The organism is Nocardia concava NBRC 100430, assembly GCF_000308815.1.
GTDB classification, from domain to species: Bacteria; Actinomycetota; Actinomycetes; order Mycobacteriales; family Mycobacteriaceae; genus Nocardia; species Nocardia concava.
In genome coordinates this window covers 1-16,158 of sequence record NZ_BAFX01000195.1, presented here as the reverse complement: position 1 = coordinate 16,158, position 16,158 = coordinate 1, and the positions used below count along the sequence as shown (strand labels likewise).

General features: G+C 67.6%; 16 protein-coding genes. 4 read left to right on the top strand and 12 right to left on the bottom strand.

The features are described from left to right. The first annotated feature begins 1 nt into the window (after position 1). A complete protein-coding gene (locus ON43_RS38070; RefSeq protein ID WP_040815553.1) occupies positions 2-1,015 on the top strand; it encodes an alpha/beta hydrolase in 1,014 nt (337 codons plus the stop codon). Between the two features lie 23 nt (positions 1,016-1,038). On the opposite strand, the gene ON43_RS38065 is transcribed toward ON43_RS38070, so the two are convergent. From ON43_RS38065 to ON43_RS38050, 4 genes are all read right to left on the bottom strand, one after another. After that, positions 1,039-2,541 (bottom strand): MFS transporter, encoded by a 1,503-nt coding sequence (locus tag ON43_RS38065; RefSeq protein WP_040815579.1) that lies wholly within the window; start codon positions 2,539-2,541, stop codon positions 1,039-1,041. Positions 2,542-2,655: 114 nt separating this feature from the next. Further along, the gene (locus ON43_RS38060) at positions 2,656-4,059 is read right to left on the bottom strand and encodes an FAD-dependent monooxygenase (protein ID WP_040815552.1); all 1,404 of its coding nucleotides are present in this window, start codon (positions 4,057-4,059) and stop codon (positions 2,656-2,658) included. Further along, positions 4,056-4,631, bottom strand: coding sequence for a TetR/AcrR family transcriptional regulator (locus ON43_RS38055; RefSeq protein WP_040815578.1), 576 nt, complete (start codon positions 4,629-4,631; stop codon positions 4,056-4,058). Before ON43_RS38055 ends, ON43_RS38060 begins: the two co-directional genes overlap by 4 nt. A gap of 31 nt (positions 4,632-4,662) precedes the next feature. Continuing rightward, positions 4,663-5,553, bottom strand: coding sequence for an alpha/beta hydrolase fold domain-containing protein (locus ON43_RS38050; RefSeq protein WP_040815551.1), 891 nt, complete (start codon positions 5,551-5,553; stop codon positions 4,663-4,665). Positions 5,554-5,684: 131 nt separating this feature from the next. Between ON43_RS38050 and ON43_RS38040 the strand changes: the two genes are divergently transcribed. Continuing rightward, positions 5,685-9,377, top strand: coding sequence for an arabinosyltransferase domain-containing protein (locus ON43_RS38040; RefSeq protein ID WP_281033411.1), 3,693 nt, complete (start codon positions 5,685-5,687; stop codon positions 9,375-9,377). 11 nt (positions 9,378-9,388) lie between these two features. Here the strand turns inward: ON43_RS38040 and ON43_RS38035 are convergent, their stop codons facing one another. Next, on the bottom strand, positions 9,389-9,676 hold the full coding sequence (locus ON43_RS38035; protein ID WP_157514355.1) for a hypothetical protein: 288 nt from the start codon (positions 9,674-9,676) through the stop codon (positions 9,389-9,391). 142 nt (positions 9,677-9,818) lie between these two features. Here ON43_RS38035 and ON43_RS38030 point away from each other — a divergent pair, with 142 nt between their 5' ends. Further along, a complete protein-coding gene (locus tag ON43_RS38030; protein WP_040815548.1) occupies positions 9,819-10,301 on the top strand; it encodes a hypothetical protein in 483 nt (160 codons plus the stop codon). Positions 10,302-10,371: 70 nt separating this feature from the next. Here ON43_RS38030 and ON43_RS38025 read toward each other — a convergent pair whose 3' ends face one another. From ON43_RS38025 to ON43_RS38015, 3 genes are all read right to left on the bottom strand, one after another. Beyond that, positions 10,372-11,496, bottom strand: coding sequence for an alpha/beta hydrolase (locus ON43_RS38025; protein WP_040815547.1), 1,125 nt, complete (start codon positions 11,494-11,496; stop codon positions 10,372-10,374). 162 nt (positions 11,497-11,658) lie between these two features. Continuing rightward, positions 11,659-12,030: a cyclophilin-like fold protein gene (locus tag ON43_RS38020; protein ID WP_086008109.1), complete on the bottom strand. Its 372-nt coding sequence runs from the start codon at positions 12,028-12,030 to the stop codon at positions 11,659-11,661. Positions 12,031-12,070: 40 nt separating this feature from the next. Next, complete coding sequence (locus ON43_RS38015; RefSeq protein WP_040815545.1) at positions 12,071-12,850, bottom strand: MBL fold metallo-hydrolase; 780 nt, start codon at positions 12,848-12,850, stop codon at positions 12,071-12,073. A gap of 147 nt (positions 12,851-12,997) precedes the next feature. Between ON43_RS38015 and ON43_RS38010 the strand changes: the two genes are divergently transcribed. Continuing rightward, positions 12,998-13,687, top strand: coding sequence for a hypothetical protein (locus ON43_RS38010; RefSeq protein WP_040815544.1), 690 nt, complete (start codon positions 12,998-13,000; stop codon positions 13,685-13,687). On the opposite strand, the gene ON43_RS38005 is transcribed toward ON43_RS38010, so the two are convergent. From ON43_RS38005 to ON43_RS37990, 4 genes are all read right to left on the bottom strand, one after another. Then, a complete protein-coding gene (locus ON43_RS38005) occupies positions 13,668-14,006 on the bottom strand; it encodes a hypothetical protein (RefSeq protein ID WP_157514354.1) in 339 nt (112 codons plus the stop codon). The two genes, ON43_RS38010 and ON43_RS38005, sit on opposite strands and share 20 nt — an antisense overlap. A gap of 61 nt (positions 14,007-14,067) precedes the next feature. Continuing rightward, complete coding sequence (locus ON43_RS38000) at positions 14,068-14,607, bottom strand: LOG family protein (protein ID WP_040815542.1); 540 nt, start codon at positions 14,605-14,607, stop codon at positions 14,068-14,070. A gap of 33 nt (positions 14,608-14,640) precedes the next feature. Then, entirely contained in the window at positions 14,641-14,991 is a 351-nt protein-coding gene (locus ON43_RS37995) for a nitroreductase/quinone reductase family protein (protein WP_051179870.1), read from the bottom strand. A 315-nt stretch (positions 14,992-15,306) separates the two neighbouring features. Next, positions 15,307-16,086, bottom strand: coding sequence for a helix-turn-helix domain-containing protein (locus tag ON43_RS37990; RefSeq protein WP_040815541.1), 780 nt, complete (start codon positions 16,084-16,086; stop codon positions 15,307-15,309). Positions 16,087-16,158 lie beyond the last annotated feature (72 nt).

Sequence of the window (16,158 nt, the reverse complement as noted above, 5' to 3'; positions counted from 1 at the left end):
CGTGCGCACCTTACTCCGGACGCTGGCCGTCGGCGCGGCCACGACCCTGCTCAGCTTCACCCCGGGCCTGGCCCATGCCGATCCGCAGGCGGCCGGCCACTGTCAGGACGTCAGTTTCCAGGTGTCCCAGGGCACCCTGGCGGGCACGCTGTGTCTGCCGGACGGGCCGACCGACGCGGTCATGGTCCTGATGTCGGGGTCCAATTACAACCATGTCTACTGGGATTTCCCGTATCAGCCTGATACGTACAACTTCCGGGAGGACATGAACCGGGCCGGTTACGCGACGCTGGTGGCGGACCGGCTCGGCAACGGCGCAAGTAGCCGACCGCCCAGTCTCTCGCTGACGGCCACCGGAACCTCGGACGCGCTGCACGTCATCGTGCAGTCCCTGCGCGCCGGGCTGGCCGGGAACGCGCCCTTCACCAAGGTCGTCACGGCCGGGCATTCGCTCACCTCCAGCACCTCCATGATGGAGCAGATCGGCTATCACGATGTCGACGGCGTCATCCTGACCGGCTACTCCCACACCCTCAGCGTGCCCGATGTCCTCGGCGTCATCGGCACCTATCATTCGGCCATCGACGAGCCCGGATTCGCCGGGCGCGGTTACGATTCCGGCTATCTGGTGGCCCGCCCCGGCACCCGCGCCGCCAATTTCTACGGCCTGAATCCGGACCCGCAGGTGGTGGCTCTCGACGAGGCGACCAAGGAGACCTTCTCGCTCAGCGAGTATCCCGACGGCCTGCTGACCACCCTGCCCGGCCAGTCCAGCCTGATGAACGTCCCGGTGCTGCTGGTGAACGGCGGCCGGGACCGCCTGGCCTGCGGACCGGGCTTCGGCATCTGCACCGACAGCGCCGCATTGCAGGCCGCGGAGAGCCCGTACTTCGGGCCTGCCGCCAAGCTGCGCACCTATGTGCTGCCGGACAGCGGGCATGCCATCAACCTTGCCCCGAATACGCGTGACTATCACGCCGTCGTCAAGGACTGGATGAAGTCCATCGTCGGCTGAGATCCACTGCGGGCGTATCGAACTCAGGTCGAGAACGGTGCGCCCGCACCCTCCGCCCGGGTCGGCCCCTTGCGGTTGGCGGCCGCCAGGGGCAGTGCGATGTCCTCCAGTGAGCGGCCCTCGGCGTCGACCGCGAGGAACCAGGCGATCAGCCCGCCCGCGATCATGACGGCCGCGCCGAGCAGGTATCCGAGGAACAACCGGCCCGGGTACTCGCCGTCCCCGATCAGCGCACCGTAGATGACCGGCCCGAGTGCGCCGAAACACTGTGCGATGGCGAAGAATACGGCGATCGCCTTGGCGCGCACCTCCAGCGGGAAGATCTCGCTCACGGTCAGATAGGCCGAACTCGCACCCGCCGAGGCGAAGAAGAAGATGACGCACCAGCAGATGGTCTGGGTGATGGCATTGAGGACGCCGGTGTAGAACAGCACCGCCGAAATTGCCAGCAGCACACCGGAAAGCAGATAGGTTCCGGCGATCATGCGACGGCGGCCGATGGTGTCGAAGAGATGCCCGATGGTCAGTGGTCCGACCAGATTACCGACCGCGAAGGCGATCAGATAGATGGGCGTCGATTCCGATGGCACACCGTAGAACTTGCCGAGCACCAGCGTGTAGGTGAAGAAGATGGCGTTGTACAGGAACGACTGGCTGATCATCAGGCTCGCGCCGAGGATGGCGCGGCGCGGATACTCCCGGAACAGCACCCGGGTCAGCGCCACATAGCCGATCCGATCGGTCGGTTTCACCTCCATCGCGCGCGACTCGTCGACCGGCGGCAACTCCACGCCCGTCGCCGCCACGTCCCGCTCGATCTCCTCGATCGATTCCTCGGCCTCCCGTGCGCGCCCGTGCATGATCTGCCAGCGCGGGCTCTCCGGCAGATGCCTGCGCACGACCAGGATCACCAGGCCCAGCACCGGGCCGATCAGGAATCCGAGCCGCCAGCCCAGCGACAGGCTCATGTGGTTGAGCAGGATGAAGGTGCCCAGCGTGCCGATGATCGCTCCGGCCCAATAGGTTCCGTTCACGGCGATATCGACCCGCCCGCGGTACCGCGCCGGAATCAGTTCGTCGATGGCCGAATTGATGGCCGCGTACTCGCCGCCGATACCGGTGCCGGCGATGAACCGGGTGATGTAGAGGAACGCTACCCAGCCCGCGCCGTTGCCCAAAGTGGCGGCGGTGAGCCCGCTTCCGACCAGGTACACGCCCAGGGTGACCAGGAACAGCTTCCGCCGCCCCAGCCGATCCGAGAGGTTCCCGAACACCAGCGCACCGACCACCTCACCGGCCAGGTACACCGTCGCGATGAGCCCGACCGCGGCCGAGGACATGTGCAGCGTCTCGGGTTTGGTCAGGGTGTCGGCGACCGCGCTGGCCACCGTGATCTCCAGCCCGTCCAGGATCCACGCCACCCCGAGCGCCGCCACCAGGCGGGTGTGGAATCTCGACCAGGGCAACCGATCGATCCGGGCGGGCACCAGGGTCCGCACCACTCCGCCTTCGAGCACCTCCGACATCGCCACTCCCGAGTCCGATTTCCGCGTACTCTGCCTACCCATCGATTGCCCGCACAAACCATAGAGCACCCGGGAAGGATCGCCGCTGAACCGCGGGGAGCCATGTCGAGGGCGTCAGCGGTTCAGGTATTTGCCGATGACTTCGGCGGATTCGCTGATCGCACCGAGATAGCCGTCGGGGCGGACCAGGACGTAGGTGCCCGGGCAGATGTCGTAGCCCTCGGAGGAGGACATGGGGAGCACGGGAACGTCGAAGTCCGGCGCGGGGGCGTCGAAGGTCAGCAGGGTGGGGTGGGGGCCGCGGAAGTAGTCGAAAAGTCTTGTGCCGGAGGTGGATAAGCCGTCGGGGGCGCGGTCACCGGCGCGGAGGGTACCCGGGTCGGCGCGGTCGTCGAGGGCGAGGGGGCCGTTGCGGTAGCTGATGTCGAGCTGGTGGATGGCGGGTGCGCCGCCGCCGTGGAAGTCCTGGCGGTGCAGGAGTGTGCTCAGGCCCAGCACGTTCGCGGCGACCGGCATGCGTTCGGCGGCATAGGTTTCCAGGAGTTGCGGGTCCGCGCCGGACTGCACGGCGGCCAGTTTCCAGCCTAGGTTGTAGGCATCCTGGACGCCGGTATTGAGGCCCTGGCCACCCGCCGAGGAATGCACGTGGGCGGCGTCGCCCGCCAGGAGAACCCGGCCTACCTGGTAGCGGTCGACCATGCGGGCGTTCACGCGGTAGAGCGAGATCCAGCGCAGATCGTGCAGGTGGATGTCGGTGCGCCCGGAACGGTCCCGACAAAGTTGGCGCACGGCGTCGAGGCTCAGCTCCGGCGCCTGGTCGGCGGGCATCGAGGCGACGAACTGGTAGTAGTCGCTGTCGGGCAGGTTCCACAGCGAGAACCGTTTGCCCACATTGCCGTTGCCGGTGAGGATGTGGCAGAACCGGCCGTCGAGACCCTCGGCGCGGACGTCGCCGATCAGGGTGCGTTCGGTCTCGAAGGTATCGCCCTCGAAGCCGATGCCGAGCGCCTTGCGGACGGTGCTGTGGCCGCCGTCGGCGGCGACGAGGTAGTTGGCGCGGAGGTCGCCGGATGCGGTGCGCGCGGTGACGCCGGTGGAATCCTGTGTGACATCGAGGATTTCGGTGTTCCATTCGACGCGGCCGCCGAGTTCGACCAGGCGGGCGTGCAGGATCTCCTCGGTCCGCCACTGCGGGATGAGCCAGGTCTCGGGATAGGGCACGGCGGGTGAGGCGACAAGCCCTGGTGCGCCCAGCATTTCGGCGACCGAGCGCTCCCAGACCACGTCGCGGCCCTGGTAGAGACGGAATTTCGGGAAGGGCTCACCGCCGGCCAGCACCGCGTCGATGACGCCCAGGTCGTCGAAGACCTCGAGGGTGCGCGGTTGCAGGCCCTTGGCGCGGGAGCCGGGGAAGACCCCGGCGGCCTTGTCGACTATGCGGCACGGCACATTTCGGCGGGCCAGGTCGCAGGCGAGGGTCAGTCCGGTCGGCCCGGCGCCGACGATGAGAACGGTCATGGTGGAGTTCCTCGATGATCGAGCAGAACCAGCAGCACGTCGTCGACGAGGCGGGTGATGAAGGCGTCGTCGAAGGGGGTGCCGATCTGCATACGGCGCGTGATCATGGCCTCGGCCACGTCATGGATAAGTTCGGTGTCGGTGTCGGCGGGCAGGTCGCCGCGGTCGATGGCGCGATGCAGGGCGTCGTGGAACGGGGACAGTTCCTCGTTGTCCAGGTGCTCGTGCAGCGCGGCCGCCAGTTCGGGATCGTGGCGCATGGCGGCGATCAGGCCGCCGATCAGGGCGGTCATGCGCTCGGAATCCTTGACGCGCAGGGCCTCCAGCACCGCCACCAGGTCGCCGCGCAGGGTGCCGGTGTCGGGGATATCGGCATTGTGCTGGGCGTCGTAAGCGTCCAGGGCGGCCTTCACCAGCTGGGCCTTGTTGCGCCAGCGGCGGTAGATGGTGGCCTTGCTGGCGCTGGCGCGCGCGGCCACGGCGTCCATGGTGAGCGCCGGGTAGCCGCTCTCGGCGAGCAGATCCATGGTGGCGGCCAGGATCGCGTCGACCCGCTGTTGTCCTCGAACCATGGTCGAAGGGTACGAATCGGTTTCGTACACTTCAAACACCGCCGGTGACGAAGGCGACGATATCGGCGAGTGCGCGCTGGGCTTCGGGGATCGGAAACAGCGGCCAGACGTGCGGCATGCCGGGGTATTCGTGCCAGGTCAGCGAGAAGTCCTGCTCGGCGGCCAGTTTTCGCAGGCGCTGGGCGTCGGCGTTGAGGATTTCGCGGGTGCCGATGAACAGGGCGATGGGCGGGAGGCCTTCGAGTGTGCCGAGCAGCGGGCTGACCAGCGGGTCGCGCAGATCGACGTCGCCGGCGAACATGCGGGTCAGCGTGCGCAGGCCGCGGGCGGGGACGACCGGGTCGAGCGGGTCGAGTTCGTCGATGGCCGGATCGGCGACGGTCGCGTCCAGTGCGGGCGAGAGCAGTACCAGGCGAGCCGGTTTCGGGAGGCCGTGGTCGCGGGCCCGCATGGCCAGCGACAGGGCCAGGTTGCCGCCGGAGGAATCGCCCATCAGGGTGAGTTCCGTGCCGGGCGCTCGGTCGGCATACAGCGACAGCAGCCAGGCGTGGGTTTCCCGAGCCGTGTGCTCCGGTGCGAGCGGGTACATCGGCACGATGAACGAACAGTCCAACAGGTCCACGAGTTTCGCGATCAACTCCCAGTGCGGGTCGGTGATCGGGCGGCACCAGCCGCCGCCGTGGAGATAGAGCACTCGCCGGTCGGAGCGGCCGGAGCGCGGATCGACCGTGTAGACGGTGAAGCCGTCGACTGTCTCCTCCCCCACGGACAGGCCCGCTCGATGCAGTGCCGACGGTGTGGCCGGGCCCTTCTTCCGATCCGCGGCGATGGTGCGGCGGATGCGCTCGGGGCCGTCGATCGCATTGCGGACGCGGAGTGCACGCATGGCCGCGATGAGCAGACGGGCTCTGACACTTGGCATTTCGATCACCTCCGGACCTGAAGTGTACGAAACCGTTTCGTTCACTTCAAGCCCCTAGGCGCGATCGCATACGTACCGGCCCGATTATTCGGCGGTGAAGTTCGCCGACGTTGTGGCTAGCATCGGCGTTCGTGCGTTCAGTTTCCGGGGGAGATTTCCGAATTCGACTGATCGCCCTCATAGCGGGGGTGCTCGGTGTTGTCTTGGCGGTGCTCACGCCGCTGCTGCCGGTTCGGCAGGATCGGGCGAGTATCGAATGGCCGCAGGCGCAGGCGGTGCAGCTGACCGCGCCGTTGGTGGATTACGTGCCGCTGTCGCTGGATGTGAGCGTGCCGTGCGCGGTGCTGCGCGACGTCCCGAGCGGGACCATCCTCTCGACCGTGCCCACCCAGGCGCCCGGCGGTGAGGCCAAGGGCCTGATCGCCCGGATCGAGGACAAGCCCGGCACCGGCCGCACCCTCTCGGTGACCCTGCGCAGCATCCCCCTCCTCACTGCATCGGTCTTCGAAATGACCGGCGTCGGAACAGCTTCCGAACCGGCAATCACCACGCCCTCCGGCGTAACGCCATCACCCACCGCCACACCGACCCCGACGCCGGGCGCGAGCCCACCTGCCGGTGCAGTACCGCCGACCGGCGGGAACCAATCCCCCGGAGCCACACCGCCTTCCGGCGCAAAACCGCCCGCCGGGGTAACTCCGCCGAATGGCTCGAACCCTGCATCCGGAGCCACACCACCCGCGGGCGCGACACCACCCCCGGGCGCGACACCACCCCCGGGCGCGACACCACCCCCGGGCGCGACACCACCCCCGGGCGCGACTCCGCCACCCGGAAGCACGCCGCCCGCCGACGCACCGACACCACCCGCGAGCAGCACCGACCCTGGTGCGAATACAGCGATCGGGCCTGGCGCTGGAGCTGGGGTGACTCCGAATATCGCACCACATGCGGGTTGTGGTGCGCTCGTGGTGCATTCGACCGCATCTGCCACCACTGCGGAACTGACCGGGTTGAATCGGCCGGACGGTTCGCCGATGCGGACCGTCATCGAGAAGGATGTGCGGCCCCAGATCGTCGGTGTGTACACCGATCTCGATCGCACGCGGCTCAGTGATGCTCGGCTGCATGCCGATATCGATACGCGGTTCTCGTCGAGTCCGAGTGCATTGAAGCTCGCGGCCATGGCGGGTGCGGTGTTGTGCACGCTGATCGCGCTCGTGTGCCTGTATTTCATCGATGCCGCCGATGGTCGGCGCAGGCGGCGGTTCCTGCCCGCGCGCTGGTGGCGGTTCACGCTGACCGATGCGCTCGTGCTGATCACGCTCGGCGTGTGGCATGTGGTCGGGGCCAATACCTCCGATGACGGCTACATCCTCACCATGGCAAGGGTTTCCAAGTACGCCGGATACACCGCCAACTATTACCGCTGGTACGGGGTCGCCGAGGCGCCGTTCGGGTGGCCGTACGAGTTGCTCGCGCAGATGACGCGGCTCACCGATGCGAGCCTGTGGATGCGCATGCCCGCGCTGCTGGCCGGAATCCTGTGCTGGTGGGTGGTGAGCCGGGAAGTGCTGCCGCGCCTGGGTTCCCGCGTGCGCAGCGGGGCCGGGGCGCGGTGGACGGCGGCGCTGGTGTTCCAGGCGCTGTGGCTGCCCTACAACAACGGCCTGCGACCCGAACCGCTGATCGCACTGGGTGCACTGTTGACCTGGTGCTCCATCGAGCGGGCCATCGCCACCCGGCGACTGCTGCCTGCCGCCGTCGCGGTATTGATCGCGGCGTTCTCACTGGCCGCCGGACCCTCCGGATTGATCTGCCTGGCCGCGCTCTTCGCCGGTTCGCGGCGGGTGCTGGGGATCCTGGTCGCCCAGGTCCGCACCGAATCCAGCCGCCCCCTGGGATATCTCGCGCGGATTGCGCCGGTGCTGACGGCGGGAACACTGGTGCTGACCGTGGTCTTCGCCGACCAGACCATCGCGTCGGTGCTGGAAGCCACCCGGGTGCGAAAACTGGTCGGCCCCAACCTCTCCTGGCCGGACGAGCCCACCCGCTGGATCTCGCTCTTGTCGCTGACCCCGGACGGTTCACTGTCGCGACGCTTCGGCGTCCTCGCCATGCTGCTGTGCCTGGGCGTGTGTTTCGCGGTCGTACTGCGCAAGGGCGGACGAATTCCCGACACCTCACGCGGCCCCGTCGCCCGGGTGCTCGGCATCGCGGCCATGTCGCTGCTGCTCATGGCCTTCACCCCGACCAAGTGGACCCATCACTTCGGCGTCTACGCCGGGCTGGCCGCCGCGCTGGCGGCGGTGACGGCAGTCACGGTGGGCGGCAACGGTATTCGCGTGCGCTACCTGCGTTCGCTGTTCGCGGCGGCGGTGCTGTTCCTGGTGGCGTTCTGCTTCACCGGCTCCAACGGCTGGTGGTACGTGTCCGGCTACGGAGTCCGCTGGCCCGATCGCGCGCCGGTGCTCGGCGGGACGACCGTCGCCTCGTTCGTCTTCGGCCTGGGCGCGCTGTGCCTGGTGGTCGCGGCGTGGCAGTACTACCGCGAGCCGTATCGCGAGAGCGGCTCGCCCGCAAAGCCTTTCGACCGGATCGCCATCCGCCCGCTCACGCTGGCCGCCGCCGTCCTGGTGCTGTTCGAGGTCGGCACGATGGCCTCGGCGGCCTGGTCGCAGTACCCCGCGTACTCGGTCGCACTCTCGAATCTCCGTGCGCTCCAGGGTCATCCGTGCGCCATGGCCGATGACGTGCTGGTGGAGAACAAGCCCGAGGATTCCCTGCTCACGCCGTACACCGGCGCGGCGGCCGACGGACTTGCCGCCGAGAACAGCGGATTCACCGCCAACGGCGTCGGCGACCTCGCCCCCGAGGGCGCTGGACCCGGCGGCGGTACCAGCGGTGGCGGTGGCGGCCAGAAGACTCCGCCTCCCGGCGGCGGCCCCGCCGACAAGCCCAAGCCCGAGCCCGGCATCAATGGCAGCACGGTCGCCCTCCCGTACGGCCTCGACCCCAAACGGACCCCCGTCCTGGGCAGCTACACCACCGCCCAGCCCCAGCCCCAGCCCGCGCACCTGACCACGCAGTGGTACCGCATGGATCTGGCTGCGGCACAACAGGATCCGAGCTACCACGTCCTGATCCTGACCGTCGCCGGACGCATCGCCGCCGAGGACAACGGCCACCAGATCGACGGCGCGCGACTGCGCCTGGAATTCGCTCACCGCGCCGACGACGGCACCGTCCAACCCCTCGGCGACCTCACCCCGCCGAACGTCGGCGGCGCCCCCGGCTGGCGCAACCTCCCCATCGCCCTGGACCGAATCCCCGCCGGGACCAACGCGATTCGCCTGGTAGCCAAGACCGACGACCCCACCGGCAAACAATGGCTGGCCCTCACCCCACCCCGCCTACCCCACCTCGTCACCCTCGACGAAATGGTCGGCCACGACGCCCCCGTCCTCACCGACTTCCATGTGGGCCTGGCCTTCCCATGCCAGCACCCCCTCGATCACCGCGACGGCCTGGCCCAACTCCCGTCCTGGCGCATCCTCCCCGACAAACTGAACTCCCAGGTCTCCGAAACCTGGCAGGGCGACGCGGGCGGCGGCCCCGTCGGCTGGACCACCCTCCTCCTGAAGTCCCAGCCCATCCCCGCCTACCTCGACCACGACTGGACCCGCGACTGGGGCGAATTACAGCGCCTCACACCGTATGTCGACGCCCCCGCCGCCACCCCCGAGGTCCGTATCGAGGACCGGTGGGGCTGGGTGAACGACACCCCCATCATGGCCGCCCCCGACCCCACCCAAACCCGCTGACCCCTGCAGCTTCACCCCACAGCGATCTGCCTCTGAATGTCCTCGACGACGAACAGCGTCCCGTCGGCATCCTCCCCCGAGGCGATGACCTGCTGATAGAAGTCGCGCCCGAAAATGGGGAGGTGAATCACGGAAAGCCGGATGACACCCCGGTTCCCCGCCACCTCCCCATCGGTGTTCACGACATCGCTGAACGCGTTGTTCACCAGCACCGGCACAATGTCGGCCTTCAGATCGTTGATATCCCGAAACGTGTCGGGCAGCGTCATCCGGCGCGTGCGAATCCACAGAACGGCCATGACGACCACCTCCGCTTGCGTAGTAATAAGACACCGCCAGCATCCGCCTGCCACGCCGCCCGTTCACGAGTAGCAACTACCTGGTTTTCCGAGCCGCACTACCTACCCCGCGATCGATCGCGCCGCAGGTAGGGTGACCGCTATGAAACGAGGCGTTCTGATCGCGGCAGCGCCCATCCTGCCGATAGCCGCGCTCCTCATCCCGGCCGCTCCGGCCGCCGCGGACGCGCCGCTCTACTTCGACTCCGCCCCCATCAGCCCCGCCCCCGGCTGCTCGGGCAAGGTGACCGCCGAGGTATCGGCCAGCCAGGGCCAGCAGGCCCGCGAATTCGCCGACTTCATCGACAGCTCGACCCGGGTCACGGTGAACTTCACCCCCGACACCAACCCCGCCGGCTCCCTCTCCGCCTCCCCCGGCGACGCCTGCGAAATCTCCACCACCGTCACCATGCGCAACCTCGACACCGGCGTCTCCAACACCGAAACCAAATCCACCCAGTACGACGGCCACTACGGCTGGCACGCAGCCTTCTTCACCCTTCCCGGCTCCGGCCGAGTCTCGGTCTCGGTCAGCACCAACCCCACCCCCGCCGAACTCACCATCACCGTCCCCGCCCCGATCTGACGACACCCGACAGACGAAATCCGCCGCCGCCCGGAATACCGGGTAGCGGCGGTCTTTTCGAATTCGAGCGTCAGTTCTGCTGAGCCGGTCCACCGGCGGGCGGCGCACCGTTCGGGGGTTGAGCGCCGTCGGGGCCGTCGGCCGGCGGGGCCGGTTGGGCGCCGGGCGGCAAAGGCTTGCCGATGTGCTGGGCGATGTCGGGGAGCATGCGGTTGGCCACCTGCTCCCAGTTGCCCCAGTTGTGGACGCCGATGCTGGGGAAGTCGTAGGTGACGTTGTCGTAGCCGAGGCCGTCCAGCTTCGACTGGAAGGACTTGGTGTTGGCGAGGGCGATGCCCTCGAGCGGCATGCCCTGGATCACCGCGTCGGAGGAGGACAGGTCCTGCTGGGCGGGGACCGCGCTGCCTGCCGAGATGTAGAGGCGGGTGTTGTTGGCGATCAGCTTGTCCACGAAGCCGTACGGGTCCATGCGCTGCCACTTCGGGCTGCCCGCGGCGGCCATGGAATCGATGTTGTAGCCACCTGCCGCCAGCAGGGCCAGGCGCAGTGCGTCACGCATGCCGGGGGCCGACATGTAGAGGTAGCCGGAAAGCGAACCGGCGTAATTGAATTGGTCCGGGTGGTAGGCGGCCATCAGCAACGCGGCGCTGCCGCCGCTCGACAGACCGAAGACGCCGTTACGAGAGTCGCTGAAGCCCAGACGATTTCGCAGCGCGTCGCGCAGGTTCTGGGTGAGGAAGGTCTCCCACTGGTAGGTGTAGGACTTACCCGAGGTCTCGTCCCAGCCCGCGACCGCCGAACCGGAATCCCGGCTGGGGAAGAGGTTCGCGTCGGGGTTGACGCCGCCGAAGCTGCTGGGGGAATCCCAGTCCTGGTAGAAGCTGGATTCGCCGCCGACCGGCATCACCACATTGATATTGAACTTGGCCAGCGCCGCCGGAATGCTGGTGTGGATCTCCCAACCGTTGTAGTCGTTCTGCGAGCGTTCCCCGTCCAGCAGGTACACCACCCGGTCGGTATTTCCGTCCGCGGCCCGCACGATCCGGGTCTTCACCGACCCCATGCTCGAGTCGACGTAGAAGTCGAAGGCATTCGGATTCGTATCCGCCGCGGCCGGTCCGGCCACCACCCCGAACGGCAGCATCGCGGCCACCGCGGCTCCCACCAGGCCCCGCTTGGCCCATCCTCCCCGCATATTCTGTTTGCCCTTCCGTTGTGCGGCCTGAACCGGCCGCTCCCCTCGATCCTCCCCCGCTCCCCTGTTCCACGGCGCGGCGGTTCGCCGTGCAGCATAGCGGGTGCGAATGCGGGGGTCTCCTCGAATGGGATTGGGGCCCAGGCGGCTAACGGCGTCTGGTCAGGCCAATTCCACGCGAATCGGGTCGCCGGGGCGGACGGTGGCGAGCAGGCGCGGGTCGCCGTCGATGACGCCGAGGACATTGCAGGCGCTGGCCAGGCGGCATTCGTCGCCGTGCGAGATCGGGGTGGGGCCGTAGGGCAGGGCCAGCGAATCACCGTCGGTCCAGAAGGCGACCGTGCCGGGATCCACGATCTGCCGCGCGTCCAGATCCCGCGCGACGCTCACACCGGTCTCGAAGTAGACCTCCTCACCCCAGGTGCTCGCGCTCGAGGAGATGGGCAGCGCGGCCAGCAGGGCCTTGGTGGTGGAGGTGTCCTCGAGGGTGGCGGTGAGCTGATTGGCGGGCCAGGTGATGCGGATCCGGGTCATGCCCCACATTCAACAATATGTTGAATTCAGAGGGAAGGGGCTACCTCGCGGTAGCCACGGCCTGCTCGAACATGCCCTGATCGTGGGCGCACACGATCAGCAGATCCGGATCGCCCGCCCGGTAGAGCTCCGCCACCCGGGCATGGTTGTCGTGCACCCGGTCGCGATCGAAGGCGAGCATGTTCTCCAGCAGAGCGTGCCGGACCGGAATACCGCGCCCGTCGATCCGGCCGGGATGCAGGAAGGCGTCCCCGCAATGCAGCACCCAGCGATGACCCGCGTCGACGGCGACGGCGGTATGACCGCGCGTGTGCCCGGGCATGGGCACCAGCACGATTCCGGGACCGATATCGGTCAGCTCCTGCGCGGTGAGACCGCGCCAGCTCTCGCCCTCGGGCGCGTATTCGACGATCTTCGGATCGTGCGACCACAGCTCCGGGCGGTACCGCAGGCGCTCCCGCCAGCTCGGGGAATGCATCGCGCCCTGCGCCTCCGCAGCGGTGAGATGCAGTGTGGCATCGGGGAAATCGGCGAGACCGCCCACATGGTCGGAGTCGAGATGGGTGGTGATCACGTGCCGCACGTCCCCCGGATTCAATCCGAGTTCACGAATCTGCCGCACCGCGGTCTGCGCGGGATCGAGGGTCGGCCGGTTGACCCGGCGCTGCGGCCCGACCCGTCTCGGATCGGCGATATCGAGCAGTCCGAATCCGGTGTCGACGAGCACCAGGCCGTCGCCGTTTTCGATGAGCAGGACGTGACAGCACAGCGTGATGGAAGGCATGCGCATGGTGCCGCAGTTCAGATGGTGAACCTTCATGGAGGAAGTCACTTTCGAATCGGCGGGGCATCCCCATCATGCCCACATCCAGCACACGAGAAGCGGCTTTGCCCGGTTCGCAAAGATCTCTTAAGCGGACCGGAAGGTCGGTCGCGGAAGCTGTCGGCGACAAGGAAGGGGGAACACATGGCGTTCGCGGCAATCTTCTTCGTCGCGCTGCTGGCAGTTCCGGTACTCCTGCTGATCGTGTTCATACCCATAGCGATCCACGCCGAACGGGAACGCAAGGAGCGGATCAGGGGTTGGGCCGCGGCGCACGGATGGATGTTTCGGGAACGGTCGACCGCGGCCTTCACCGCGCGGCTGCCGGGCCGCAATCGGCACGGACTCGGGGTGACGGTGACCGGGCAGCTGGGCGGACGCTGGGTGACCGTGGCGGAGTATTCGTACCAAACCACTTCCGGCAGTGGGGATTCCCAGTCCACCACGACACACCACTACATCGTGGCGCTGGTTCTGCTGGACCGGCCGCATCCGCCGCTGGCGGTGCGGCAGCGGGGGCTCGTATCGCAATTCGGGCGGGCGCTGTTCGGCGACAAGCCCACCGCGACCGGCAATGTCCTCTTCGACGCCAAGTTCCGGATCGACGCCGCGGATCCCGGCCACGCCAAGGCGATGGTCGGCCCGAATCTGGTAGCCGCGCACATCGCTGGGGCGGTGCCGCAGTGGAGCCTCGTGGGCAACGAATTGCTCACCTACACATCGGTTTCGGGGAAACTGAAGGATCCGGAGCAGATCCCCTGGTACGCGGGGCAGCTGTTGCACGTGGCGGATCTGCTCGGACCGCTCGACCTGGTCATACCGGATCGACGGTGAAGGTGGCGCTGCGTCCCCGCGCGTCGAGGCGGCCGTCACCCCAGCTGGCGCTGCCGTAGGCATCGATGTCGATGGCGTAGCGGCCCGCGGGTAGGGCTTCGGGCAGTTCGATCGAGGCGCGGTCCTGCCAGTCGACCAGGCCCAGATAGGTGCGCGAGGGCTCATCACGCAGTGAGACGAGGAAGATGCGCACGGACTCGAATCGCTTGTGCGCGTCCGCGTTCAGGGACCAGCCGATGCCGAGCGACCGGTGCGCGGCGTCGGTGAAGTCGACGGTGACGCGCAGCGCCGACTCGTCGAGTCCTACCCGGGACCTCACGACTGCCTCCTCGTACACATTCCTCTGCGTCCAGGCTGGCACGGACCTCGCGACGTGGCAATCAGCCGTTCCGGACCGCCTGCTCGAGGTAGGCCAGGGCGTGCGCGCCGTCATCGGCGAAATACACCAGCTCCGACAGCGGCAGCGGCAGGAACCCCTCCGCCTCCATCCGCTCGAACTGGACCAGCAGTCCGTCGTAGAACCCGGCGGTGTTCAGCAGCACCACGGGCTTCCGGTGCAGCCCATGCTTTTTCATCTCAAGGATCTCGGTGGCCTCGTCCAGGGTGCCGGTACCGCCGACCATGATCACGATGGCGTCGGCCAGCCCGAGCAGCTTCGCCTTCCGTTCGGCCAGGTCGGCGGCAATGATCATCTCGTCGGCATTCGCCCGCGCCTTGCCGCGCAGGAATTCCACCGAGACGCCGACCAGTCGCCCGCCGCTCTCCTGGACACCGTCGGCGACCACCTTCATGAGCCCGACATCGGACCCGCCCCACACCAGGGTGTGGCCGCCCTTGCCGATCAGCTCGGCGAATTCGCGCGCGGGCCCGGTGTAGCGCTCGTCGAGGTCGGCGGCCGACAGAAACACGCAGATGTCCATGCGGTCACTGTATTGAGGCGGCGGGCATGCCCGTCAGACGGCGTCGAGCTTGACCCGCACCGTGGTGCGGCCGTTATCGCGATTGGCGACTGCGTGGCCGGTGCGGTCGGCTCCGTTCAGGTGCAGGGAGATCGGGCCGCCGTCGCCCTGGAAGTTGCGCCACCAGTTCTTCTTGTCCGCCATGCCGACACCGATGATGATCTCGTCGCCCTTGCGCCAGTAGTTGACCGGCGTGCTGAACGTCTTGCCCGAACGGCGGCCGGTGTAGGTGATGACGACGAAGCCGCGACCCATGAGCGAACCGATCACCGGAGCCTTGGTCAACGCCACGATGCCCGCGTTGAGCGAGTTCGCCACCTGTGCCGCAACATTTTTCAGTGCCATGTGCCAGCACGGTATCAGTCGGGGACCATACCGGCGATCCGAGTCCCGGAGCGGCTCCAGCCGCCCCGGGACATCGGTACTACGGGATGAGCAGCCTCTCGAGGAGGCCGTGCACCGCAGCGATGACATCGCCGATGAAATGCGGAATCATTCGTCTGTCCTCCTTCGTGAAATCGAATACCCGTGACTAACTAGTCGGTTCGTATTCGTTGCCGAAGACTGGACGGATGTCTCGGCGATGCCGTCCCCTCCACGGCACCGCCGGAGGAAATCAAAGCGGACACCGGACATCCGGGACAAGCTGTCCCGGTAACCCTAAATAGGGTCTGTTCGGCCGAAGTCGCCCACATAGGGACGAACCACTGCTACGCAGAGATGCAGGTGTTCGCGCCCGGGAGGGAAGGACTGCAACTGCATGGTCACGCTGACCGGACCCGCATCGGTGTAGACGTGCTGCGGCTCGTCGAGTCCGCGATCGAAACCGACACTGCGCGTGAGCCAGATGCGGGCGAAGTCGGGATCATCCTGGAGCGCACGCAGTACGGACACCCCGATCGCCGGATTGCCGAAATGGGTGAGGATGCCGCGCATTCGGGCGACGACATTCCTGGCCTCGGTCTCCCACTCCACCAGGATTTCGCGGCCGATCGGACCGAACAGCCAGAGCATGAGATTGCCGTACGACAGCCGTCCGGGGAACAACCGCTCATAGGCCTCGTTGGCGGCAATGGCCTCCCAGGCCCAGTTGCAGTACGCGGCCGGGCGCGGCATCAGGTCGTCGAGCATGGCTTGTTCGGCGGCGGTGGCCTCACTCCGCATGCCTTCGCCCAGCCACGGCCGGGATATGTGAACCCGGGTCAGATCGTCCAGATGCCGGAACTCGTCCTCGGTCGTGAGCCCGAGCGCGCGGCCCAGCGCCTCCTGGGTCGGCAGGCTCAGGCCGGTCTGCTCCCCGCGCTCGAGCTTCTGAATGGTCCGCGCCGACAGGAAGGCCCGCTGCCCCAATTGCTCCCGGGTCAGCCGCAGCCGCTTGCGGTGATACGCGACGTAGTCGCCGAGCGAGGGTATGGGAAGCTTCAGCTCGTCCGAAGACATGCGCACCTACCCAACCCTCGGACCTACTTGCAGCTACTGTCCAGCATCCTAGAGTCGGGCGCGGTGTGATCC